This is a genomic window from Streptococcus sp. DD12, from assembly GCF_001578885.1.
Classification (GTDB): Bacteria; Bacillota; Bacilli; order Lactobacillales; family Streptococcaceae; genus Streptococcus.
In genome coordinates this window covers 1,271,381-1,294,454 of sequence record NZ_KQ969495.1, presented here as the reverse complement: position 1 = coordinate 1,294,454, position 23,074 = coordinate 1,271,381, and the positions used below count along the sequence as shown (strand labels likewise).

Below are 23,074 nucleotides of genomic sequence, written 5' to 3'. Positions count from 1 at the left end.
ATATAAATAGTAATAGTAGTAGGGGCTGTGTATGGTGAGGAAAAGTAACCAGATGACTTGGCACTCTAAGGAAGAGGCTTGTGGAAAACCTGTGGAAAACTCTGCAAGGCTTTAGCCCTTTATCCACAAGTTAACGGATATTGTCCTTAATCGTGGCTAGCTCGACTTGAAGATTTTCATCAGCGGTCAAGGCCTTTTGGATTTTATGATAGGCATGGAGGACAGTCGAATGGTCACGACCACCAAATTCTTTGCCAATTTTAGGAAGCGAATTATCGGTTAGTTCACGGGCCAGGTACATGGCAATTTGTCGAGCCAAAACGACTGCTTGTGTCCGTTTGGTACCAACAATCTGCTCAAGGCTGACACCATAAAATTGCCCGACTTGTTTTTGGATATCTTTGATTGAAATGACTTTTTTAGCCGCTTGTTCGGATTCCTGTGACCGAATGGCGTTAGCCACTAGGTCAACGGTGATGGTATGGACTTGTTGAACAGAGGCAACCAAACTAATTTTTTTCAAAGCACCCTCAAGATCTCGCACATTGTTGTCAAATTGTCTGGCAATATAGTTGATGGTTTCTTGTGGGAAGTCATAGGGGTAGTCTCTTACCTTACTTGTTAAAATCGCCACGCGCATTTCGTAATTTGGAGGCGTAATTTCTACGGTCAAGCCCCAGTTAAAGCGTGAAACCAGACGTTCTTCCATCCCATTAAGTTCATTAGGATTACGGTCACTGGTTAGCACGATTTGTTTTTCAGTATCATGCAAGGCATTGAAGGTATTAAAGAACTCCTCTTGCATGGTTCCTTTTTTGGCCAACAACTGGATATCGTCAATCAAAAGGACATCCACTTCACGGTACTTCTGTTTGAAGGTCTCCATCGAATTTCGTCCAGTTGTATTTAGACTCATATGTTTAATCATATCATTGATGAAGTCTTCGGAAGTTACATATAAAATGCGTGACTGAGGGTTTTCTTCATGGATAGCATTACCAATAGCGGTAATCAGGTGAGTTTTCCCTAAGCCAGACCCACCATGGATAAACAGAGGGTTGTAAATCTTTCCAGGTGTATTAGCGACAGCTATCGCAGCTGCTACTGCCCACTGGTTTCCCTCTCCTTTAACGAAATTTGAAAATTGGTATTTGGTATTTAAAGTATTGGGGAGAGGGATGCGAGAAGGTGCTACTGCTTGCTGGGCAGATAAATCCTCCTTGTTTTCACGATAGGTTTCTCGTGTAGGTGTACTTTCGTAAGTTTCTTGTTGAGTATACTGCCGTGGGCTATCTTCTCCAAATTCATAGCTAATATGCAACTGTTGTTCAAAGATTTCAAATCCTGCAGTTATCACAATATCTTCAAGGTTTTGTTCCCAGAAAAGGCGCTTCATTTTAGAGGTTAAAAAAATGGTCACGCGGTTTTGGGAAACCTCAACAAGGTGGCTATCACCAACATAAAATTCATAAGTTGTTTGTTTGAGGCGTTCTTTTGAAAGTACTAGGACACGGTTCCAAAAAAGTTGTTCATTTTCGGTCATAAGGCTTCTCCTAGTTAAGTCACTATATTCTAGCATAATTCAAAAAAGTTTTCCACAGCCTCTTGTCTAAAAACTTACCCACAGGCTATAAAAAAATCCACAGCGTGGATAAGAGTTATCCACAACTTGTGGAAAGAGACTAAAAAGCTGGGGATATAAGGTTTTTTGCTTGTGTATTTCCTGTGAAAAATGATGTTGATAGGAAAAGTTTTCCTCAGTCGGATTTAAAACTGTGGATAAGTCTGTCGAATTCTTCTAGGGAATTAAATGAGATAGTCATCTGCCCTTTTCCTTGCTTTTCCTGAAAGTCAATGGTGACAGCTAAGCCTAATTGTTGTTTGAACCACTCCTCCTGAATTTTGATGTCGGGATTTTTTTCTCGAGGTGTCTTTGGGAGCTGAGGGTGGCTGGCTTGTTTAAGAAGCGTTTCGAGTTTGCGCACGCTGAGTGCTTCTGTTAAGATGCGTTCTAGCCAGTAAGCTTGTTCTTTTTTGGAAAGGCCTATGAGAAGACGGCCGTGACCCGCGCTAATTTTTTCTTGGACTAAGGCAGTTTGAATGTCTTTGGGGAGTTGCAAGAGTCGCAAACTATTGGAGACATAGGGTCTTGATTTACCCAAGTCTTTTGCAATACTTTCATGTGTGGCTCCTTCTTGCTTGAGGAGATTTTCAATGGCAAGGGCTTCTTCAATCGGGTTGAGATCCGACCGTTGAATGTTTTCCACAAGCGCCTGAGTGCGACTTTCTTGGTCAGAACTGGACCGAATAATAGCTTTGATGTCAGTCAATCCAGCTAATTGACTGGCTCTTAGCCGCCTTTCGCCAGCAATGAGTTCGTAACCTGAAATCGGCGACTCCCTCACAATGATTGGTTGAATGAGGCCATTTTTACTGATAGAAGTTGACAGGTCGTTCAAAGCCTCTTGGTCAAACTGATGGCGTGGTTGATAGGGGTTGGTATGAATTTGGTCAATTGGAATGATAGCTAAGCGTTCAGACATAAGTTACCTCATTGTGACCTAGATAGGTCAATAAAAAATAGGAATCGAAAGGTTTCGGTTCCTATTATACTCTATTTTAGCTTAACTGCTTGCTGATGTTGATAAATCTGTACTTGATTTTGACAAGGTAATTTCTGTGGTTTTCTTCTCGCCATTTCGGTAGAAGGTCACGGTAATTTTATCGTTAATCGCATGGCTATACAAGGCATTTTGCAGTTCGCTCGTAGATGTGACTTCCTTGTCATCTAATTTTGTAATGACATCGTATTGTTGGAGCTTACCGTCGGCAGGCATATCTGTTTGGACAGATGACACTACGACACCTTTATCGACATCACTAGGGAGGTTGAGTTGTTTTTTGGCACTAGAAGATAAGGTGCTAAGGTCAACCATTGACACGCCTAAGGCAGGACGTTCAATTTTTCCGTTCTTTTCGAGTTGGTTGATAATGGTAACGACATCATTTGAAGGGATAGCAAATCCCATACCTTCGACAGATTCACCAGATGCTGTACCAGTTGTTGAGATTTTACTTGATGTAATCCCGATAACTTGACCTTCAGTGTTAATCAGTGGGCCACCAGAGTTACCTGGGTTGATTGCCGCATCTGTTTGGATAGCATTGGTCGAAATGGTCGAACCGTCTTCGCTAGTCAAGGTTACGGTACGGCTGAGACTAGAGATAATTCCTTTGGTTACTGAGTTTGCGTATTCTGTTCCCAAAGGGCTACCAATAGCAATAGCGTCTTCACCGACCTTGACTTTAGAAGAATCTCCAAAGTCCGCTACAGTAGAGACCTTTTTGCTAGAAATTTTCACGACAGCGATATCGGAATAAGTATCCGCACCCACTAATTCTCCGTCAACTTCACTCCCATCAGCCATTTGAATTTTGATTTCAGAAGCACCGTTGATAACGTGTGTGTTAGTGACGAGGTAGGCTGAATCGCCATCCTTTTTGTAAATAACTCCAGATCCCTCACTGTAAAGTGTCAACCCATCATTATCAGAAGAGGAGGCACTGTTTGTATCATCGTTTCCAAAAATTTGACTGTAGATGCTACCAGAACTAGACGATGAGGCCTGTTGGTAGTTTAAGACAGAAACAACTGAATTTTGGACAGTTTTGATGGCATTTGTTGTTGATGTCGTATTGTTATAAACGGTCTTACTAACTGTTGTTTTTCCTTGAGAAACAGAAATCCCATTAAGGTTTAATGTCAGGTAACTGCCTCCAAGCCCTGCTAAAAAGGCAAGAAAAATAATCAGAAAGGCTGCCAAGAGTTTTTTGACAGTTGTTGCCGAAAAACGTTTCGGTTTGTTATTCATAAAATTCCTCCATACTGACTTGATTTTACTGACGTTCTCTTAATTATAGCTTAATAGCTTATCCCTGTCTTAAAAAATGCTATACTTATGAATATGAAAATCAAATTGATAACAGTTGGTAAACTAAAAGAAACTTATCTCAAATCGGCCGTTGCAGAGTATAGTAAACGACTGGGACGTTTTGCAAAAATAGAAGCCATCTCCTTGGCTGATGAAAAAACACCTGACAGAGCTAGTGATGCCGAAAATCGACAGATTCTAGAAAAAGAGGGGCAACGTATTTTACAAAAGATTGGGGACCGTGATTATGTGATTGCCTTAGCCATCGAAGGAGACATGCTATCATCAGAAAAATTAGCCCAAAAAATCCATCAGCTCACCTTGTCAGGGCAGTCGACCTTGACTTTCATTATCGGTGGAAGTCTAGGCCTATCCCCAGAAGTGAAACGTCGAGCGCAGCTGTTATTGAGCTTTTCGCCGATGACTTTTCCTCACCAGCTCATGCGCGTGATATTACTGGAACAAATCTATCGCGCCTTCATGATTAATGAAGGCAGTCCCTATCATAAGTAAGGATTTTCTGAATGTTGTCATGGCTCACTATTGAAAAAGACTACCGCATCTTTGAAGGCTTTCGAACCGCACTGACCCTAACCTTTGTTAGTGGCTTTATTGATGCTTATACGTATTTGACGCAGGATCATAGTTTTGCGGGTATGCAGACAGGAAATGTCATCTACATGATTGTGCATTTTGCTTCCAATGAGTGGCATCAGGGGCTAGTTTATGTCCTTCCTATTCTTGTTTTTATGTTGGGGCAAGTCTTCATCTATGTCTTACGCAAGATGGGGCGACGTTTTGGCTTTCACTGGCATGTTGTCAGCGGTCAGATACTCTTGCTCTTGTTAATCGTTACAAGTTTTCTTGCTCCCTTTTATCAGAAAGGGCATTTACCGATTATGGTTTTGTCATTCTATGCATCCGTTCAGCTAGAAACCTTTAAAAAGATTCGTGGCATGCCTTATACAGGCATTATGATGACTGGTAATATTCGTGTGTTATCTGCCTTATTATGTCAGTGGCTAGATAGTCGAGATAAGCATTTGTTAGAAAAATCAAGAAATGTCTTCCTCATCATCGTCGCTTTTATGCTAGGAATTGCTGTAGCCACCTATTCTATGCCTTATTTGGGAAGATGGACACTTAGCCTAACGATAATCCCAGTTGCCTTTGTTAATCTGCTTTTGTTAGCAGAACTTTTGACCAAGAGTGAGGAAAAAACTAAGTAAAAACAAAAAGTAATAGGGCAGTATCGGTCAGTTAGCTATTTCTTTAACAACAAAAAAGTCTAGGGTCACCCCTAGACTTTTTGATCCCAGCAGGATTCGAACCTGCGACCGTTCGCTTAGAAGGCGAATGCTCTATCCAGCTGAGCTATGGGACCATCACTTTCATTTTAACAAAAGACACTAAGGGGGTCAATAGCAAAAAATTAGAAAAAAGACTAGACAAACAGATTATTTTCGGTATAATGAAACTACTTGGTCCGTTGGTCAAGGGGTTAAGACACCGCCTTTTCACGGCGGTAACACGGGTTCGAATCCCGTACGGACTATTTTATCCGCCATAGCTCAGTTGGTAGTAGCGCATGACTGTTAATCATGATGTCGTAGGTTCGAGTCCTACTGGCGGAGTTAATAAAAAAAGCAACCTTAGGGTTGCTTTTTTTTAATTGATTGGACTATCTGTTTTCCTAAGTTGCTTTTTAACGGACAGATGCATTAAAAGCCTTAGTGAAAGGTATAAGACAAGGCCCGTTAGAGAAAGAAGGCAACCGGTTTTAAATCCGTTTGGAATAAAGGTTAGGGTAACTGTTCCTGAACCTTTTGGAATAGAAACAGTCATAAATCCTTCTTGAGCTTGGTGAATGGCGACTTTATGGCCATTGACGGTAGCAGACCAGCCTTTGTCATAAGGAATGGTATAAAAGAGGGATGTTTTGTTGTCAGTTGTGAAATGGCTAGTGACTTGATTACCTGAAACAGTGGTATCAACTTTACGATTTGTTAGCGTTGTCATGGCTGTTAGATAATTTGGAATATTTAAGGCGTAGAAGGTTGGTTTTGAATAGCTCACTTCTTGGGTATCTGGAAATTGTAGTGTGACAGATACCTGCGAATTCTGAGAAAAATACCCAATATTAAAGAAGCTAAAGGTGTTGTCAGTTGTGTACTGTTGCACTTGACCATTGACCGCTATTTGTACAGTTGTGTTTGTGCTAGTTCCAAAAGAGAGATTTGGGAGACTTAGGTAAACCTGACGCTCAGCAGGGACATTGACAGTATAGGTGACGGTTGTGTAAATATCATTTACAGGTTTTTTAACTGTTACAAAGCCATTGTTATCAATGACATTGCTACTTTCATGCAAGGTACTTGTCAACCTTGTGAAGTACTGTAAATTTAATCCTGTCAGTTGATTAACTAAGCTAGATTGGTTGTCAAGGGTATTGAGATTGAAAGAAACATCCTGATAAGGCCTATCAGTCATTATCGCCAGGGAATTTGCGTAGTCATTCTGATAGAGATACAGATTATTGCTTTGTTCTTTAAGAGTAAAGCCGAATTTTTCTGGATTTTGCTGGCTGATATTATAGCGAATTCCAAAGAGACTATCCATCAGGAGTGTATTATTTTGATAGCGCAAGTTTAAATTAGTCCCGCTTGATTTAAAACCGAGTAAATCTAAGGTATGGCTAGATTGGGTATTTCGAATAGATGAAAATTGAGAAATCCCGTTGTAGTCAAATTTCATGCTATCATTCCCTGTCTGAGGCAACAGTTTTTCTAGACGAAAGAAATTCGTATTGTCTGCTTTTGCTTTGGTGACGAGCGATTCGGTTTGTGAATAATTTTGAAGATACCCTTCTTTAGAGGGAAAATTCCATTCATTCCCCAAGCCAACGATTTGATAGTAAGTATTAACAGAAATTTCAAATAGTCCAAAGGATAATAACACCAAGTAAAATACCGATTGTTGCAGTTTATGCTGACTGACTCCCCAGAAAGCTAACAGGTATGCAAAGAGGAAGGTAAAACTAATGATAAAATGAAAGGGTTCCAAAAAACTGTAATGACTTGAAAAAAGCCAGGTAGCGAAAAAGCCTAATGAAATGATGCTAAAACTAACTGAAATTTGTAAGTTTTTTATCTTGTCAAGCCTTGTCAATACCTCTGCCGATAATATAATCAACATAAAAGACAGTAGCCAAGAATAACGGTGAAGGAACATATTAGGGGCGTGCATGGCTTGCCAAATCAAGTCAAGAGGCTGTAAATAAAAGCTGGCAACTAATAAGACTATCAAGGCGAAATAGGCTACTCTTACCCGGCGTTTGATAGATGACAAGGTGAAGAAGATAAGTGTCAGAGAGAAAGGAACCAACCCAACATAGATCATTGGAATGGCACCGTACTTCGTTGTGTCGTAAGACGCTACTAAGTTTTTCGCAAAAAGATCGAGGTACCAACTATTTTCAGTTAACAGTTGTGTAAACTGAGAGAATTGTTCACCATGGCTAGACAGGTCAAGGTAACTTGGTAACAACATGATAGAACTTGACAAAGCTGACAAGATAGAGACAAGACCAAATAAGAACAAACGTCTCCAACCTTGTTTCCAGTTCCAAGACATTTGGACAAGAAAATAGAAGAAGAGAAAGATTGCCACCATATAACCAAGGTAGTAATTTTCAATGAATAAGAGGGTTAAGGTGACAAAGTACAGATTGGTTTTCTTCTGCGTGATAAGTTGATGGAGGCCAAGAATAATCAAGGGGAGTATCATGAAGACATCTAGCCACATGTTGATTTCTAATTGGCTGGTCGCAAAACTCATTAGACTATAGGAGGTTGACAGTAAGAGTAAAGCTTTGAAAGGGAGTTTGGGATAAATTTTCTGAAGACTATAGGAAGTTGTTAGACCAATCGTACCAAATTTTAGCAGGGTAATGAGATAAATACCATTTGCCATACTCTCTGCTGTAAAGAAATAGTAAACGAAAGAAAACAAAGAACCAAGATAGTAGCCAATGAGGGCATAAAAGTTAAGCCCAGCGCCACTGGTAAAGGTATAAAAGAGGCTCCCTTCTCCATGTAACATACGGCTGAAAGTAGAGGCGAAAATAGCGTATTGATGAAAAGCATCACTAACCAAGATAGTGGTGTTGCTATTCCAATAGATGCCACGACTGTATAGGACCAGGGCCATAATACCGAATGGGAGTAAAAAACTAATTGTTCTTTGGTAAAGTAAAGGATGCCTTTTAAAAGACATCCTTAGATGATGTAAAATCACTGCCACAGTTCAGCCACCTTTTCTTGAACTTCTGCATTTTCAAGGAATTCATCATAGGTTTCGTCAATACGGTCGATGACACCATTTGAAGAAATGACAACGATATGATTTGCAAGTGTTTGAATAAACTCGTGGTCATGACTAGCAAAGATGATTGACTGATTAAAGCTTTTTAGGCCATCGTTTAAACTAGAAATAGATTCCAAGTCCAAGTGATTGGTCGGGTCATCAAGAACCAGCACATTTGATTTGAGCAACATGAGTTTAGATAACATGACGCGGACTTTTTCCCCACCTGACAACACATTGACAGACTTGTTAACTTCATCGCCAGAAAAGAGCATTCGACCTAGGAAGCCACGCAAGAAAGTATTGTCGTCTTCTTCTTTACTTGCAAATTGGCGTAGCCAGTCTAGAATCGTTTCTCCATTTGCAAAATCCTTTGAATTGTCCTTAGGCAGGTAGGATTGACTTGTAGTGACACCCCATTTGACAGTTCCTTCATATGGAATTTCTCCCATAATGGCACGAATAAGCGCTGTTGTTTGGATATCATTTTGGCCAATAATGGCTGTTTTATCTCCTGGATTAAGAATGAAGCTAATGTTATCTAAAACTTTTTCACCATCGATAGTGACAGATAAGTTTTCAACTGTTAGCAGGTCGTTTCCAATTTCACGCTCGGCTTTAAAATTGATAAAAGGGTACTTACGGCTAGAAGGGACAATTTCTTCTAGCTCGATTTTGTCGAGCATCTTTTTCCGAGAAGTTGCTTGTTTAGATTTTGAGGCGTTAGCTGAAAAGCGGGCGACGAATTCTTGTAATTCTTTTATTTTTTCCTCAGCTTTGGCATTGCGGTCAGCTTGCAATTTGGCAGCCAGCTCAGAAGACTCTTTCCAGAAATCATAATTTCCGACGTAAAGTTTAATTTTTCCAAAATCCAAATCTGCCATATGGGTGCAAACTTTGTTAAGGAAATGGCGGTCGTGAGAAACGACAATGACAGTATTTTCGAAATCAATCAAAAAGTCTTCTAACCAGTTAATTGATTGGATGTCGAGACCGTTGGTTGGCTCATCCAGTAGGAGGACGTCAGGTTGTCCAAAGAGCGCTTTAGCTAAAAGAACCTTAACCTTATCGCCATTTGCTAGCTCACTCATATTTTGGTAGTGGAGGTCTTCAGGGATGTTTAAATTTTGCAAGAGTTGGGCAGCTTCAGTTTCAGCTTCCCAACCGCCCAATTCGGCAAATTGTCCTTCTAACTCAGCTGCTCGAACACCATCCTCTTCTGAAAAATCAGCCTTCATATAGATGGCATCCTTTTCTTTCATGATGTCATAGAGTTCTTGATTTCCCATGATGACGACATCAATCGCACGCTCTTCTTCATAGTCAAAGTGATTTTGTCGCAAAACAGAGAGACGTTCATTAGGTCCTAAAGCGACATGCCCAGTTGAGGGTTCGATGTCGCCAGCAAGAATTTTTAGAAATGTTGATTTTCCAGCTCCATTGGCACCAATAAGCCCATAGGTGTTACCTGGTGTAAACTTAATATTAACCTCGTCAAATAGTTTTCTATCGCTAAAACGTAATGAGATATCTGATACAGTAAGCAAATGAATTACCTCTTTTTTTCTTATAAAATGTGTCACCTTATTCTACAAGAAAAATACAATTTTATCAACGACATAAGGAGATAAAGCAGGTAGATACTTGACGTGAGGTCAGTCCTTATACTATAATCAAAAGTACCAGAAAGAGTAACTATCACTTTTACTTTTAGAGAGCTTGTGGGTGCTGTAAACAAGTAGTAAAGCTAGTGGAATGGGCTGGGTGTTTTGAAGAGGGAAATATCTTCAGGTTTTACACGCCTTATCGTGTTTTCCAACTTGGAATTGAGTGTAAACATTAGTTTACAAATTGAGGTGGCACCGTGTTATAACTATTTGACGCCCTCACACAGATTTTTTCTGTGTGTTTTTTTATCGTTAAAATTAAAAAAAGAAAGGAAAACTCCCTAGAGGAGATAATGGTGAAACTATGTCTAAACCAATCATTTTAACAGGAGACCGTCCTACAGGAAAGTTGCACTTGGGGCACTATGTAGGAAGTTTGAAAAATCGGGTTGCTCTTCAAGCCGAAGGAAAATACGATATGTATGTTTTCTTGGCTGATCAGCAAGCGCTGACCGACCATGCTAAGGAATCTGAAAAGATTGAGGCTTCTATTGGGAATGTTGCGCTTGACTACTTAGCTGCTGGCTTGGACCCTGAAAAAGCAACTATTTTTATCCAAAGTCAGATTCCAGAATTGGCTGAATTGACCATGTACTATATGAATCTAGTATCTGTTTCTCGCTTGGAACGTAATCCAACAGTTAAAACTGAAATTGCACAAAAACAATTTGGAGAAAGTATTCCATCTGGATTCCTAGTTTATCCAGTCTCGCAGGCAGCAGATATTACCGCGTTTAAAGCAAATTATGTCCCTGTTGGTAATGACCAAAAACCAATGATCGAACAGACCCGTGAGATTGTCCGTTCATTTAATCATACCTATCATACGGATGTCTTGGTTGAACCTGAAGGAATTTTTCCTGAAAATGAAGCGGCTGGCCGATTGCCTGGCTTAGACGGCAATGCCAAAATGTCAAAATCGTTAGGAAATGGTATTTATCTTAGTGACGATGCAGATACGGTTCGTAAAAAAGTTATGAGCATGTACACAGATCCAAACCATATTCGTGTTGAAGACCCTGGTCAAATAGAAGGGAACATGGTCTTTCATTATTTAGATATTTTTGGCCGCAAAGAAGATCAAGCGACGATTGCAGAGATGAAAGAACATTACCAAAAAGGAGGACTTGGAGATGTCAAAACCAAGCGTTATCTCCTCGATATTTTGGACCGTGAATTATCACCAATTCGTGAACGTCGCATTGAGTATGCTAAGGACATGGGCGAAGTTTTCCGGATGTTACAAAAAGGTAGTGAAAAGGCTCGTGAAAAGGCAGCTCAGACATTGGACGAAGTGAAATCTGCTATGGGGATTAACTACTTTAAGTAAACTGACTAGCCATAGATTTGATACGATAATTTTAGTCGTCATTTTCTAAGCCTCATTTGACTTTAGTTCGTATCTGGAAACGTGTTGACAAAATAATTTAGAGTGTTATCATAGTTACAATATCTTGGTGCTTTAGCATACCTAATAGAAAAGAGGATTTATTCGATGTCACATTGGAACACTAAGTTTTTGAAAAAAGGGTTCACCTTTGACGATGTATTGCTCATCCCTGCCGAAAGCCATGTCCTTCCTAATGAGGTCAATATGCAGACCAAGTTAGCAGATAATTTGACATTGAATATTCCTATTATTACGGCGGCAATGGACACGGTAACAGATAGCAAAATGGCTATTGCGATTGCTCGAGCAGGTGGTCTCGGCGTGGTACACAAAAATATGTCCATTAAAGATCAAGCTGAAGAAATTCGCAAAGTTAAACGTTCTGAAAATGGCGTTATTATTGATCCTTTCTTTTTAACGCCAGATCATACCATTGAAGAAGCTGAAGAATTGATGCAGCGTTATCGTATCAGTGGTGTTCCTATCGTTGAGACCCTTGAAAATCGCAAATTAGTTGGAATTATCACCAATCGTGATATGCGGTTTATTTCAGACTACAGCCAACCGATTTCCAGCCATATGACAAGCAAAGAATTGGTAACAGCACCAGTTGGGACTGACTTAGAGACGGCTGAACGTATTTTGCATGAGCATCGGATTGAAAAATTACCTTTAGTTGATGAAAATGGTATTTTGTCTGGTTTGATTACAATCAAGGATATTGAGAAAGTTATCGAATTTCCAAATGCTGCCAAGGATGAATTTGGTCGTCTTCTTGTCGCAGGTGCTGTTGGCGTTACCTCAGACACTTTTGAACGAGCAGAGGCCTTATTTGAAGCGGGTGCGGATGCTATCGTTATCGATACTGCACACGGCCACTCTGCAGGTGTTTTACGCAAGATTGCCGAAATTCGAGCTCACTTCCCAGAGCGTACGCTGATTGCTGGTAATATTGCTACTGCAGAAGGTGCACGCGCTTTGTATGAAGCTGGGGTAGATGTGGTGAAAGTTGGAATCGGACCTGGTTCTATCTGTACAACACGTGTTGTAGCTGGTGTCGGTGTCCCACAAATTACAGCAATTTACGATGCTGCAAGTGTTGCTCGTGAATACGGAAAAACGATTATTGCCGATGGTGGAATTAAATATTCAGGGGATATTGTTAAAGCCTTGGCTGCAGGTGGTAATGCAGTAATGCTTGGTTCGATGTTGGCAGGTACTGATGAAGCACCGGGTGAAACGGAAATCTTCCAAGGACGTAAGTTTAAAACTTACCGTGGTATGGGCTCTATTGCGGCTATGAAAAAAGGCTCTAGCGATCGTTATTTCCAAGGATCTATCAATGAGGCCAATAAATTAGTTCCAGAAGGTATTGAAGGCCGTGTGGCTTATAAGGGTGCTGTAGCTGATATGGTTTTCCAAATGATTGGTGGCATTCGCTCTGGTATGGGCTATGTAGGTGCTGCAAATCTTAAGGAGCTACATGATAATGCTCAATTTGTTGAAATGTCAGGGGCTGGTTTGAAAGAAAGCCACCCACATGATGTCCAAATTACAAACGAAGCACCAAACTACTCAGTACATTAATCAAAAAAAGAAGATTGACAACCTTGTCAATCTTCTTTTTTAATACTCCCATGATGAATTGTGAAAACACGGAGGTCCTCTGGTAATTGTGAAAGATGTGAGAGGTGTGTTGTTGTAATAAAGGTTTGAATCTTATCTTTGACACCAGATAGTAAACGAGATTGACGATTGCTGTCAAGCTCACTCATGACATCGTCAAGTAGCAAGAGAGGTGCATTTCCGGTATATTGTTCCATGAGCTCTACCTCTGCTAATTTTAGAGATAAGATTAAACTTCGTTGCTGTCCTTGGCTACCAAAACTAGCATCAGTAGCATTAATAGAAAACAGCAAGTCATCACGATGAGGACCAATACTGGTTGTTTTTCGCAGAATATCACGTTGTTGATTGGCTTGTAAGGCTTGAAGAAAATCATTTTCTAAATTATCTGTTCCAGTCATGTCAAATGAAGCCTTATAGGCAAGCGTCAGGTGTTCTTGTTCTTGTGACAAACGAAAATGCTGTTGGTCTGCCAAGATGGATAACTGCTTTACGAAATCCAATCGGTGTCGGATAACACGTGTTCCATGACTGGCTAGCTGTTGATTGAGGACAGCTAAGAAGGTTGTGTCGACTGAGGTTGCTGTTTTTAGGTAGGCATTTCGTTGCTTTAACACATGGTTGTATTGTGCTATATCATTGAGATAGAGGGGACGCATCTGTCCCAAATCAATATCCATAAATTTTCGCCGTAGACTGGGGCTCCCTTTGACAAGTTGTAAATCCTCTGGCGCAAATAAGACAACGTTTAAATGGCCAATATAATCAGAGAGCTTGGCTTGTTTTAAGTGGTTGACCTTTGTCATTCGTCCCTTTGTTGTCAATTGAATGTCAAGGGGATAATGACTAGAAGAGGTGTGAACCTCACCTGAAACACTCAAAAATTCCTCATTAAATTGGATGAGCTCTTTATCCTTGTGCGTTCGGTGCGTCCGTGTTAAGGCGAGAAAATAAATGGCTTCTAAAAGATTAGTTTTCCCTTGAGCATTGTCACCGATGAAAACATTCAGGTGAGGGGAAAACGTTGTTTCTAGTTCGGAATAGTTGCGAAAATGTTGTAATTTAATAGAAGAAAGCCACATAGTTATCTTCCTGGAAAGCGCACGGCAGTTTTAGGTTTAGTAACTTTTTTCACCTGTTTTTTTTGCTTTTTCGTGGCCGCATTAAGAGCTTTTACACGAGCTTGAATACGTGCTTTTTCTTCTTGTTCGGCTAAGTATTCTTGCTTTTCTGCTTCTGTAGGAGCGATTACAGTAATAGTGATGTCTTGTGAAGGGATAGTAATAATATCACCAATATAAACCTTCTTACGGCGACGTGTTTCAACATGACCATTATAGGTGATAGCTTCATTGGCTATCCATTCTTTTACGGCGCCACCACTTTGGATAACTCCTGTTTTTTTAAGAAGAGCTTGTAGAGGGATGTAGTCTTCAAATAGTACGAATTCCATAGGTATTCCTTTCTTTACTCACGCCATATTATAACATAAGAAAAAAGCTTTTGAAGTTTCAGAAATGTCTTTTAAATTTTGATATAATAGGACACAAGATTTTAGCTTACTATAAGGAGAGAACTTCATGTGGAAAAAAGAAAATATTCCTAACTTATTGACTGTTGGCCGTATTGTCATGATTCCTATTTTTATTTTGGTAACTGCTTTGACGCAGAGCTTATTCTGGCATATTATAGCTGCTCTTATCTTTGCTTTGGCAAGTTTTACAGATTATTTGGATGGTTATTTGGCACGTAAATGGCAGGTTGTAACAAATTTTGGAAAGTTTGCTGATCCATTAGCAGATAAAATGTTAGTGATGTCGGCTTTTATCATGTTAGTTGGTTTAAAATTAGCACCAGCTTGGGTCATTGCTATCATTATTTGCCGTGAGCTAGCTGTTACAGGTCTTCGATTGTTGCTTGTTGAAAATGGTGGGACTGTTCTAGCAGCGGCTATGCCAGGTAAGATCAAGACAGTCACACAGATGCTCGCTATTATTTTGTTATTTTGTCACTTGTCTTTACTGGGCAATATTTTTCTCTATATTGCGCTAGTTTTCACGATTTATTCTGGGTATGACTACTTCAAAGGGGCGAGTTATCTGTTTAAGGACACTTTTCAATAAGGACTAACACCATGATTACATTTAAGGATGTCTCTTTTTCATATGATAAGGATAAAAACGATAAAACCTTGGATAGATTATCGTTTCACGTGAAACCTGGCGAATGGCTTTCAATTGTCGGACATAATGGCAGTGGGAAATCAACGACAGTTCGTTTAATGGATGGTTTATTGGAGGCGGAATCTGGTGACATTATTATTGATGGTGACCGATTAACGATTGACAATGTATGGCAAATTCGGCAAAAGATTGGAATGGTTTTTCAAAATCCAGACAATCAGTTTGTGGGAGCAACAGTAGAAGACGACATCGCTTTTGGACTTGAAAATCAAGGAATTTCTCATGAAGAAATGGTAGAGAAAATCCAACAGGCACTAGAACAAGTTCATATGACAGATTTTAGAAATCGTGAGCCTGCACGACTATCTGGTGGGCAAAAACAGCGTGTGGCTGTTGCAGGCGCCTTAATTCTAGAACCCAAAATTCTTGTGCTAGATGAAGCCACAAGTATGTTAGACCCTGCGGCACGTGCCGAAATTATTGGGCTTATTCAGGAAATTCGTCAAAAACGGGAATTAACAGTTATTTCAGTGACTCATGATTTAGATGAGGTTGCTTTAAGTGACCGGGTTTTAGTCTTGAAAAAAGGTCATCTCGTTATGGAAACAACTCCAAAACAGTTGTTCTCACAGCCTCACGATTTAGATGGCTTTGGCCTAGATCAACCATTTACAATGCAAGTAGTGGCTAGCCTTCGAGAAACTATGCCTGATTGGCCAAGTCATTACCTTACAGCTAAAGAATTGGAGGACTTGCTATGGGAATATCGCTCAACCATGTAGATTATACCTATCAGGAGGGAACTCCTTTTGAAGGGCGTGCTTTGTTTGATGTGACGCTCACCATTCCAAGTGGTTCCTATACAGCCTTTATCGGCCATACAGGCAGTGGTAAATCGACCATTATGCAATTATTAAATGGATTGCATCTTCCAACTGCAGGTAGTATTCAAGTGGATGACTTTCAAATCACGTCCGAGACAAAGTCAAAACAGATTCGTTCGTTACGAAAAAAAGTTGGCTTAGTTTTTCAATTTGCCGAAACGCAGTTATTTGCCGAAACAGTCCTTAAGGATGTTGCTTTTGGACCGCAGAATTTTGGTTTAACCGCTACTGAAGCTGAAAAAATTGCTAAAAACACATTAAGTCAGGTTGGCATTGATGAGACCTTATGGGATAAAAATCCATTTGAATTGTCTGGGGGACAAATGCGCCGTGTAGCTATTGCAGGCATTTTAGCCTTAGAGCCAGAAGTTCTCGTTTTAGATGAGCCAACTGCTGGGTTAGATCCTAAAGGGCGTAAAGAATTAATGCAACTTTTTGATAAGTTACATCAGGCAGGACTTACCATTGTTTTGGTAACGCACCTGATGGATGATGTCGCAAATTTTGCTGACCAGGTTTATGTGATGGAAAAAGGCCATGTGGTTAGTTTTGGGAGTCCTCAGCAGGTATTTCAAGATGTCGCTTTTTTAAAAGAAAAACAACTAGGTGTACCTAAAATTACAGAGTTAGCATATAGACTTCGGGAAAAAGGCTGGCCTATGGAACAACTCCCCATAACCATTGAAGCTTTTAAGGAGCTGATAACACATGAATAAAATGATACTTGGCCGTTATGTTCCAGGTAATTCGGTCATTCACCGATTAGACCCAAGAAGCAAACTGCTGGCGATGTTGGGATTTATAATTATTGTTTTTTGGGCTAATAATCCCCTAACGAATGCGCTACTTTTAACTTTTATTGCCCTTCTTGTGAAATTATCTGGGATTCGCTTGTCATTCTTTCTTGACGGCTTAAAGCCAATGATAGGTTTGATTTTATTTACTACGGCTTTTCAACTATTTTTTACGAGCGGTGGCAAAGATTTTTTTCATTGGGGAATAATTCATATTAGTTCCTATGGTATTAGTCAAGCAGTTCTAGTCTTTATTCGTTTTATCCTGATAATCTTTTTTTCAACCATCTTAACCCTAACAACGACACCCTTGAGTTTATCAGATGCTGTCGAAACATTATTGAAGCCACTGCGCCTTTTTAAGGTTCCGACACATGAAATTGGTCTGATGTTGTCCTTGAGTCTACGATTTGTGCCAACTCTCATGGACGATACCACTCAGATTATGAATGCGCAAAAGGCGCGTGGGGTTGACTTTGGAGAGGGGAATCTGGTCAAAAAAGTGAAATCAATTATTCCAATTCTTATCCCTTTATTTGCCATGAGTTTCAAGCGGGCTGATGCTTTAGCGATAGCTATGGAAGCGCGGGGCTATCAAGGTGGCGATGGGCGGACAAAATTTCGCCAATTGCAGTGGCGAGTGTCGGATAGTATAGCCATTTTTGTGATTGTCCTTCTTGGAATTATCTTAAACTTTGCTAAATCTTAGCTCTGAAAGGGATTGCAGAAATAATAATGAAACAAAACAGTTATAAAAGTAACTGTTTTTATATTGAAATGAAATATTCCTGCTGTAAGATAGGGCCCATATCAAAAAAGGAGGGTATCATTTTATGAATACCAAAACATCAAAAAAGAATTTTTTAAATAAAACATTACTTGCTGGAGCTGTAGCTGGATTTGGATTAGCATTTTCATCACAAGCAAGTGCAGATTCTTATACGGTGCAATCCGGCGATACCTTGTCACAGATTGCGGCTAGTCATCAGACGACTGTTGAAGCTATTGAGAATTTAAATCATATCTCAGCAGCTAACTATATCTATGCTGGACAAGTTTTAGAACTAGGTGACACAAGTCAAGCAACTTCTTCGACAACAACGACGGATTCAACCGCGACAACATCAAGTTCTTCCTTGTCTGCTGCTGATGCTGCAGCTAAAGAAACGATTGCACAGCGTGAATCAAGCGGTAGTTACACAGCTTCAAATGGGCAGTACTATGGCCGTTACCAATTGAGCCTGTCTTATCTGAACGGAGACTTGTCTGCTGAAAACCAAGAGAAGGTTGCTGATGCCTATGTTGCAGGACGCTATGGGTCATGGTCACAAGCTTTAGCCTTCTGGAATGCGAATGGCTGGTATTAAAAAATTCAGAAGGAATTCAGACAATCTTTCCAACCTGACATAAAATTTTTAGTGCTGCAATAAGACGAGATAAGTACATTTTACTCCGATACGACCTTAAAAAAATATAAAACAGAAATGTTTGTCGCTGAATTGTAATAAAAATGTAACAATTCTAGTGTAGGCTAGGTAGTGTTGAAAAAGTTTAAGTGAAAAGTTGTCAGGGAGGAGATTCATGTACAGTAGAAGTGAACGTCACCGAAAAAGAAACGTCTTCATCGTCACCAACATCAAACATTATTAGCACTTGCTTCTATGGGCCTGATGGTAGCCTTTACTAAGGTATCTGTCAATACAGAAGCTGATGTCTTGAAAACTGCTGCAGTTAGTGTTGATTCAACGACACCCTCAAGTTCATCAGAAGCTGTAGTTGAGGAAGTAGCGCAAGACACTCCTGTAGAGGAAGTTGCTCTTGTTGAAGAAGAACCTGTAGCTGAGGAAGTCGCAGCTGAACAACCTGTCGCAACTGAGGAAGTATATACCACAAATACAGAAAGCCAAGTCACAGCAGCAAGTGGGTATAGCTTGACCAATGGCAACACGGCAGGAGAAGTTGGAACGGAAGCAGCGGCACAGATGGCAGCAGCAACAGGTGTTCCTCAGTCAACCTGGGAATATATCATAGCACGTGAATCAAATGGAAATGCTTCGGTAAGTAACGCCTCAGGTGCTTCAGGGCTCTTTCAAACAATGCCAGGATGGGGATCGACTGCTACTGTGCAAGATCAGGTTAATGCAGCGATCAATGCTTATAACAGCCAAGGCTTATCAGCCTGGGGCTTGTAAGCTAATTTCGTAAAACATAAAAGCGCGAAAGTCCAGGATATCCTGGGCTTTTTGCATAGACAATAATTGTCAAATCATGGGAATCATGATATGATATAGCTTGCGTCTGAGACGCATTCAAACTCGACCTTCAAATCGTGATTTGAAAAAGAAATACGACCTTCAAATCGTTATTTCACCTGTCAAGGATTGTTGACGAAAAATTGACAACCTAGACAAAAACGAAAGATGGGAGAATCTCAAAATGACTGATAATTCTAAGACACGTGTTGTCGTTGGAATGAGTGGTGGCGTTGACTCATCTGTCACGGCTCTTTTACTCAAGGAGCAAGGCTATGATGTGATTGGCGTCTTTATGAAGAACTGGGATGATACGGATGAATTTGGTGTCTGTACAGCAACAGAGGATTACAAGGATGTGGCAGCGGTAGCTGACCAGATTGGAATTCCGTATTACTCTGTTAACTTTGAAAAAGAGTACTGGGACCGAGTTTTCGAATATTTTCTAGCAGAATATCGTGCAGGGCGTACACCAAACCCAGATGTGATGTGTAACAAGGAAATCAAGTTTAAGGCTTTCTTAGATTATGCCCTTTCTCTAGGTGCTGACTATGTGGCAACAGGTCACTATGCTCAAGTGCGTCGCGACGAAGACGGGACTGTCCACATGTTGCGAGGACATGACAACAACAAAGACCAGACTTATTTCTTGAGTCAACTCTCGCAAGAGCAACTGCAAAAAGTACTTTTTCCGTTGGGACACTTGGATAAGCCAGAAGTGCGTAAAATCGCTGAAAAAGCTGGGCTTGCAACGGCAAAGAAAAAAGACTCAACGGGTATTTGTTTTATCGGAGAGAAAAACTTCAAGGAGTTTTTGAGCAATTACTTGCCTGCTCAGCCAGGCCGTATGTTGACGGTAGATGGCAAGGATATGGGAGAACATGCGGGTCTCATGTACTATACTATCGGTCAGAGGGGAGGCCTTGGCATCGGTGGTCAGCAAGGTGGAGACAATGCACCTTGGTTTGTGGTCGGTAAAGACCTGTCCCAAAATATCCTCTATGTGGGACAAGGGTTCTATCATGAGGCTTTGATGTCAACTAGCTTGACAGCTAGCCAGATTCACTTTACCCGTGCTATGCCTGAAGAATTCACACTTGAATGCACAGCTAAGTTCCGTTACCGTCAACCGGATAGTAAAGTTACTGTCCATGTGTTTGGTGACAAAGCTGAGGTGATTTTCGATGAACCACAAAGGGCTATTACACCTGGTCAAGCAGTTGTTTTCTACGATGGTGAGGAATGTCTGGGTGGCGGAATGATTGACAATGCTTACAAGGCTGAACAAGTTTGTCAGTATATTTAAAGTAGGAAGATTTTTGTATGTTTTCGGAGTTTCTCCTTAGTTTCATGGCTTTTTTTGCCATCATGAACCCTATTGCCAATTTGCCAACCTATATGGCGTTGGTGGCAGATGACGATAGCAAAATTTCCAAACAGATTGCCTTTAAGAGTCTGTTGATTGCTTTTATCATTATCCTTGTTTTTATCCTTAGTGGCCATCTGATTTTCGAGGTTTTTGGAATAACTATTTCGGCCTTTCGTATTGCAGGCGGTTTGCTGGTAGGGATGATTGGTTTTCACATGATTAATGGTGTCCATTCGCCAACGAATAAGAATTTGTCTTCGATGAGCGATGACCCAACATCAGTGGCTATTTCGCCTTTGGCCATGCCACTTTTTGCAGGACCAGGGACTATTGTCACGGCTATTAACCAATCTCAAGGTGGATTGAGACATCAATTGATTACTCTGGGTGCTTTTCTATTGCTTTGTGTCTTGACTTATGTGATTCTCTTAAGTGCCAAGACGATTTCAAAAGTGCTGGGGAAAAACATGATGAATATCGTTACACGTTTGATGGGCTTGATTTTGGCGACTATCGGGATTGACATGGTCTTGACAGGGGTCAAAGTTGCCTTGAATCTCTAAGTGAGAATGAGTTGACAGTTAGCAAAAATTTGCTAAACTAGTAATCAAGAATAATACAATGAAATGATGGTCAAAGCTCATGGAAATTGTAGGTCTTTTTGGCTTGCATTTTCAAGAGATTTGGCTATTTTTGTGTTTTAAGGAGAGAAAATGACACAAGTATTTACAGAAGACTATGATGTTATCGTCATTGGAGCTGGCCATGCTGGAGTCGAAGCGAGTTTGGCAGCCAGTCGTATGGGCTGTAAGACCCTTTTAGCCACCATTAATCTTGAAATGTTAGCATTTATGCCCTGTAATCCTTCAATCGGTGGTTCAGCTAAAGGGATTGTCGTTCGTGAAATCGACGCTCTAGGCGGTGAGATGGGCCGTAACATTGACAAAACTTACATCCAGATGAAGATGTTAAATACGGGAAAGGGTCCTGCAGTACGAGCCTTACGAGCACAGGCTGATAAAGCTTTGTATGCCCAAACGATGAAACAAACGGTAGAAAAGCAAGAAAATCTAACCTTGCGCCAGTCAATGATTGAAGAAATTTTAGTTGAAGATGGCAAAGTGATAGGTGTTCGGACTGCAACAAATCAGCGTTTTTCTGCTAAAGCGGTCATTGTCACAACGGGAACTGCCTTAAGGGGTGAAATTATTTTAGGGGATTTGAAATATTCATCAGGGCCGAATAACAGTCTGGCCTCTGTTGGATTAGCCGAAAATCTTAAGGAGTTAGGACTAGAAATTGGTCGTTTTAAAACTGGTACTCCTCCTCGAGTCAAGGCTTCATCCATCAACTATGAAGAAACAGAAATTCAGCCAGGTGACAGTCAACCCAACCATTTTTCATTTTTGTCCAAGGATGAAGACTACCTTCAAGACCAAGTTCCTTGTTGGTTGACCTATACCAATGAGGAAAGTCACGATATTATCAAAAATAATTTGGATCGTGCCCCGATGTTTACAGGTATTGTAAAGGGAGTTGGTCCACGTTATTGCCCATCAATAGAAGATAAAATTGTTCGTTTTTCAGATAAAAACCGTCATCAGCTGTTTTTAGAGCCCGAAGGACGTCATACGGAAGAAGTTTATGTTCAGGGGCTATCCACCTCATTACCCGAAGATGTTCAGAAGACCCTGATTCATTCCATCAAAGGATTGGAAAAAGCTGAAATGATGCGGACGGGCTATGCGATAGAATATGATATTGTCCTGCCACATCAGTTGCGTGCAACACTTGAAACGAAAAAAATATCAGGTCTCTTTACAGCAGGTCAGACAAATGGGACATCTGGTTATGAAGAGGCGGCTGGTCAAGGTCTTGTAGCAGGTATCAATGCTGCGCGTAAGGTTAAAGGGGAGGAAGAGTTAATCTTAAAACGCAGTGATGCCTACATTGGTGTCATGATTGATGATTTAGTGACCAAAGGGACTTTGGAGCCTTATCGTTTATTGACTAGCCGTGCAGAATATCGACTGATTTTACGGCACGATAATGCAGATTTGCGTCTAACAGAGATTGGACGACGGGTTGGTCTTGTTGACGATGAACGTTACCAAGCTTTCCAAATTCGTAAAGCACAGATTGACAATGAGTTGACACGCTTAGAAAAAATAAAAATCAAACCAACGAAAGACACGAATAAACGGGTCGAAGCATACGGTTTTAAGCCTTTGACAGATGCATTAACTGCCAAGGAGATGTTACGTCGACCTGAGATGCATTATCAAGATATTGTCAACTTTATCGGTCCAGCAGCGGAAGATTTGGACAGTAAGGTGATCGAACTGATAGAAACAGAAGTGAAATACGAAGGTTACATCAATAAGGCCTTAGATCAAGTGGCTAAGATGAAACGTATGGAAGAAAAACGGATCCCTTCAACGATAGATTGGGATGCCATTGATTCTATTGCAACAGAGGCGCGCCAAAAGTTTAAACAGATAAATCCAGAAACGATTGGACAAGCTAGCCGTATATCAGGTGTCAACCCAGCAGATATTTCTATTTTGATGGTTTATCTGGAAGGCTATAACAAGGCTCGTAAAGGCTAGAGA

General features: G+C 40.5%; 20 protein-coding genes, 3 tRNA genes and 1 other annotated feature. Of the genes, 15 read left to right on the top strand and 8 right to left on the bottom strand.

Going from position 1 to position 23,074, the window contains the following annotated elements:
- Nucleotides 1–130: 130 nt before the first annotated feature.
- The 3 genes from dnaA to STRDD12_RS06055 all read right to left on the bottom strand — a co-directional run bounded on the left by dnaA (nucleotide 131) and on the right by STRDD12_RS06055 (nucleotide 3,872).
- Nucleotides 131–1,543 carry a chromosomal replication initiator protein DnaA gene (dnaA, locus tag STRDD12_RS06065; RefSeq protein WP_066916123.1) on the bottom strand — a complete coding sequence of 471 codons (1,413 nt, stop codon included), beginning with the start codon at nucleotides 1,541–1,543 and terminating at the stop codon, nucleotides 131–133.
- 214 nt (nucleotides 1,544–1,757) lie between these two features.
- Nucleotides 1,758–2,543 (bottom strand): ParB/RepB/Spo0J family partition protein, encoded by a 786-nt coding sequence (locus tag STRDD12_RS06060; protein WP_066916121.1) that lies wholly within the window; start codon nucleotides 2,541–2,543, stop codon nucleotides 1,758–1,760.
- 81 nt (nucleotides 2,544–2,624) lie between these two features.
- The gene (locus tag STRDD12_RS06055; protein ID WP_066916119.1) at nucleotides 2,625–3,872 is read right to left on the bottom strand and encodes a S1C family serine protease; all 1,248 of its coding nucleotides are present in this window, start codon (nucleotides 3,870–3,872) and stop codon (nucleotides 2,625–2,627) included.
- 93 nt (nucleotides 3,873–3,965) lie between these two features.
- Between STRDD12_RS06055 and rlmH the strand changes: the two genes are divergently transcribed.
- Together rlmH and STRDD12_RS06045 are read left to right on the top strand one after the other, a co-directional pair.
- Nucleotides 3,966–4,445, top strand: coding sequence for a 23S rRNA (pseudouridine(1915)-N(3))-methyltransferase RlmH (gene rlmH / locus STRDD12_RS06050; protein WP_066916253.1), 480 nt, complete (start codon nucleotides 3,966–3,968; stop codon nucleotides 4,443–4,445).
- Between the two features lie 11 nt (nucleotides 4,446–4,456).
- Entirely contained in the window at nucleotides 4,457–5,161 is a 705-nt protein-coding gene (locus tag STRDD12_RS06045; RefSeq protein WP_066916117.1) for a YoaK family protein, read from the top strand.
- Nucleotides 5,162–5,242: 81 nt separating this feature from the next.
- Here STRDD12_RS06045 and STRDD12_RS06040 read toward each other — a convergent pair.
- Nucleotides 5,243–5,316 (bottom strand) — tRNA-Arg (locus STRDD12_RS06040).
- A gap of 99 nt (nucleotides 5,317–5,415) precedes the next feature.
- Here STRDD12_RS06040 and STRDD12_RS06035 point away from each other — a divergent pair.
- A tRNA-Glu gene (locus STRDD12_RS06035) sits at nucleotides 5,416–5,487 on the top strand.
- A 5-nt stretch (nucleotides 5,488–5,492) separates the two neighbouring features.
- Nucleotides 5,493–5,566, top strand: a tRNA-Asn gene (locus tag STRDD12_RS06030).
- A gap of 34 nt (nucleotides 5,567–5,600) precedes the next feature.
- On the opposite strand, the gene STRDD12_RS06025 is transcribed toward STRDD12_RS06030, so the two are convergent.
- Nucleotides 5,601–8,207 (bottom strand): YfhO family protein, encoded by a 2,607-nt coding sequence (locus STRDD12_RS06025; protein WP_066916251.1) that lies wholly within the window; start codon nucleotides 8,205–8,207, stop codon nucleotides 5,601–5,603.
- A gap of 17 nt (nucleotides 8,208–8,224) precedes the next feature.
- The gene (locus tag STRDD12_RS06020) at nucleotides 8,225–9,844 is read right to left on the bottom strand and encodes an ATP-binding cassette domain-containing protein (RefSeq protein ID WP_066916115.1); all 1,620 of its coding nucleotides are present in this window, start codon (nucleotides 9,842–9,844) and stop codon (nucleotides 8,225–8,227) included.
- A gap of 122 nt (nucleotides 9,845–9,966) precedes the next feature.
- Nucleotides 9,967–10,188, top strand: a binding site (T-box leader).
- A gap of 80 nt (nucleotides 10,189–10,268) precedes the next feature.
- Here STRDD12_RS06020 and trpS point away from each other — a divergent pair.
- Together trpS and guaB are read left to right on the top strand one after the other, a co-directional pair.
- The gene (trpS, locus tag STRDD12_RS06015; RefSeq protein WP_066916113.1) at nucleotides 10,269–11,294 is read left to right on the top strand and encodes a tryptophan--tRNA ligase; all 1,026 of its coding nucleotides are present in this window, start codon (nucleotides 10,269–10,271) and stop codon (nucleotides 11,292–11,294) included.
- Nucleotides 11,295–11,459: 165 nt separating this feature from the next.
- Nucleotides 11,460–12,941 carry an IMP dehydrogenase gene (gene guaB / locus STRDD12_RS06010; protein WP_066916111.1) on the top strand — a complete coding sequence of 494 codons (1,482 nt, stop codon included), beginning with the start codon at nucleotides 11,460–11,462 and terminating at the stop codon, nucleotides 12,939–12,941.
- 26 nt (nucleotides 12,942–12,967) lie between these two features.
- Here guaB and recF read toward each other — a convergent pair whose 3' ends face one another.
- Complete coding sequence (gene recF, locus STRDD12_RS06005) at nucleotides 12,968–14,062, bottom strand: DNA replication/repair protein RecF (protein WP_066916109.1); 1,095 nt, start codon at nucleotides 14,060–14,062, stop codon at nucleotides 12,968–12,970.
- A 2-nt stretch (nucleotides 14,063–14,064) separates the two neighbouring features.
- Nucleotides 14,065–14,433, bottom strand: a complete 369-nt coding sequence (locus STRDD12_RS06000; protein ID WP_066916107.1) for an RNA-binding S4 domain-containing protein — start codon at nucleotides 14,431–14,433, stop codon at nucleotides 14,065–14,067.
- A gap of 127 nt (nucleotides 14,434–14,560) precedes the next feature.
- On the opposite strand from STRDD12_RS06000, the gene pgsA reads away from it, so the two are divergent.
- The 9 genes from pgsA (at nucleotide 14,561) to mnmG (ending at nucleotide 23,071) form a co-directional block, all read left to right on the top strand.
- Nucleotides 14,561–15,103, top strand: a complete 543-nt coding sequence (gene pgsA, locus STRDD12_RS05995; protein WP_066916105.1) for a CDP-diacylglycerol--glycerol-3-phosphate 3-phosphatidyltransferase — start codon at nucleotides 14,561–14,563, stop codon at nucleotides 15,101–15,103.
- 11 nt (nucleotides 15,104–15,114) lie between these two features.
- Entirely contained in the window at nucleotides 15,115–15,945 is an 831-nt protein-coding gene (locus STRDD12_RS05990) for an energy-coupling factor transporter ATPase (protein WP_066916103.1), read from the top strand.
- Complete coding sequence (locus STRDD12_RS05985; RefSeq protein ID WP_066916101.1) at nucleotides 15,921–16,763, top strand: energy-coupling factor transporter ATPase; 843 nt, start codon at nucleotides 15,921–15,923, stop codon at nucleotides 16,761–16,763. The genes STRDD12_RS05990 and STRDD12_RS05985 overlap by 25 nt, the downstream gene beginning before the upstream one ends.
- On the top strand, nucleotides 16,756–17,550 hold the full coding sequence (locus STRDD12_RS05980) for an energy-coupling factor transporter transmembrane component T family protein (RefSeq protein WP_066916099.1): 795 nt from the start codon (nucleotides 16,756–16,758) through the stop codon (nucleotides 17,548–17,550). The genes STRDD12_RS05985 and STRDD12_RS05980 overlap by 8 nt, the downstream gene beginning before the upstream one ends.
- Nucleotides 17,551–17,674: 124 nt before the next feature.
- On the top strand, nucleotides 17,675–18,208 hold the full coding sequence (locus STRDD12_RS05975) for an aggregation-promoting factor (protein WP_066916097.1): 534 nt from the start codon (nucleotides 17,675–17,677) through the stop codon (nucleotides 18,206–18,208).
- Nucleotides 18,209–18,502: 294 nt separating this feature from the next.
- A complete protein-coding gene (locus tag STRDD12_RS05970) occupies nucleotides 18,503–19,033 on the top strand; it encodes a transglycosylase SLT domain-containing protein (protein ID WP_156471448.1) in 531 nt (176 codons plus the stop codon).
- A 244-nt stretch (nucleotides 19,034–19,277) separates the two neighbouring features.
- Complete coding sequence (gene mnmA, locus STRDD12_RS05965) at nucleotides 19,278–20,399, top strand: tRNA 2-thiouridine(34) synthase MnmA (RefSeq protein WP_066916095.1); 1,122 nt, start codon at nucleotides 19,278–19,280, stop codon at nucleotides 20,397–20,399.
- Nucleotides 20,400–20,416: 17 nt separating this feature from the next.
- Nucleotides 20,417–21,025: a MarC family protein gene (locus STRDD12_RS05960; protein WP_066916093.1), complete on the top strand. Its 609-nt coding sequence runs from the start codon at nucleotides 20,417–20,419 to the stop codon at nucleotides 21,023–21,025.
- Between the two features lie 150 nt (nucleotides 21,026–21,175).
- Nucleotides 21,176–23,071, top strand: a complete 1,896-nt coding sequence (mnmG, locus tag STRDD12_RS05955) for a tRNA uridine-5-carboxymethylaminomethyl(34) synthesis enzyme MnmG (protein WP_066916091.1) — start codon at nucleotides 21,176–21,178, stop codon at nucleotides 23,069–23,071.
- The last annotated feature ends 3 nt before the right edge of the window (nucleotides 23,072–23,074 follow it).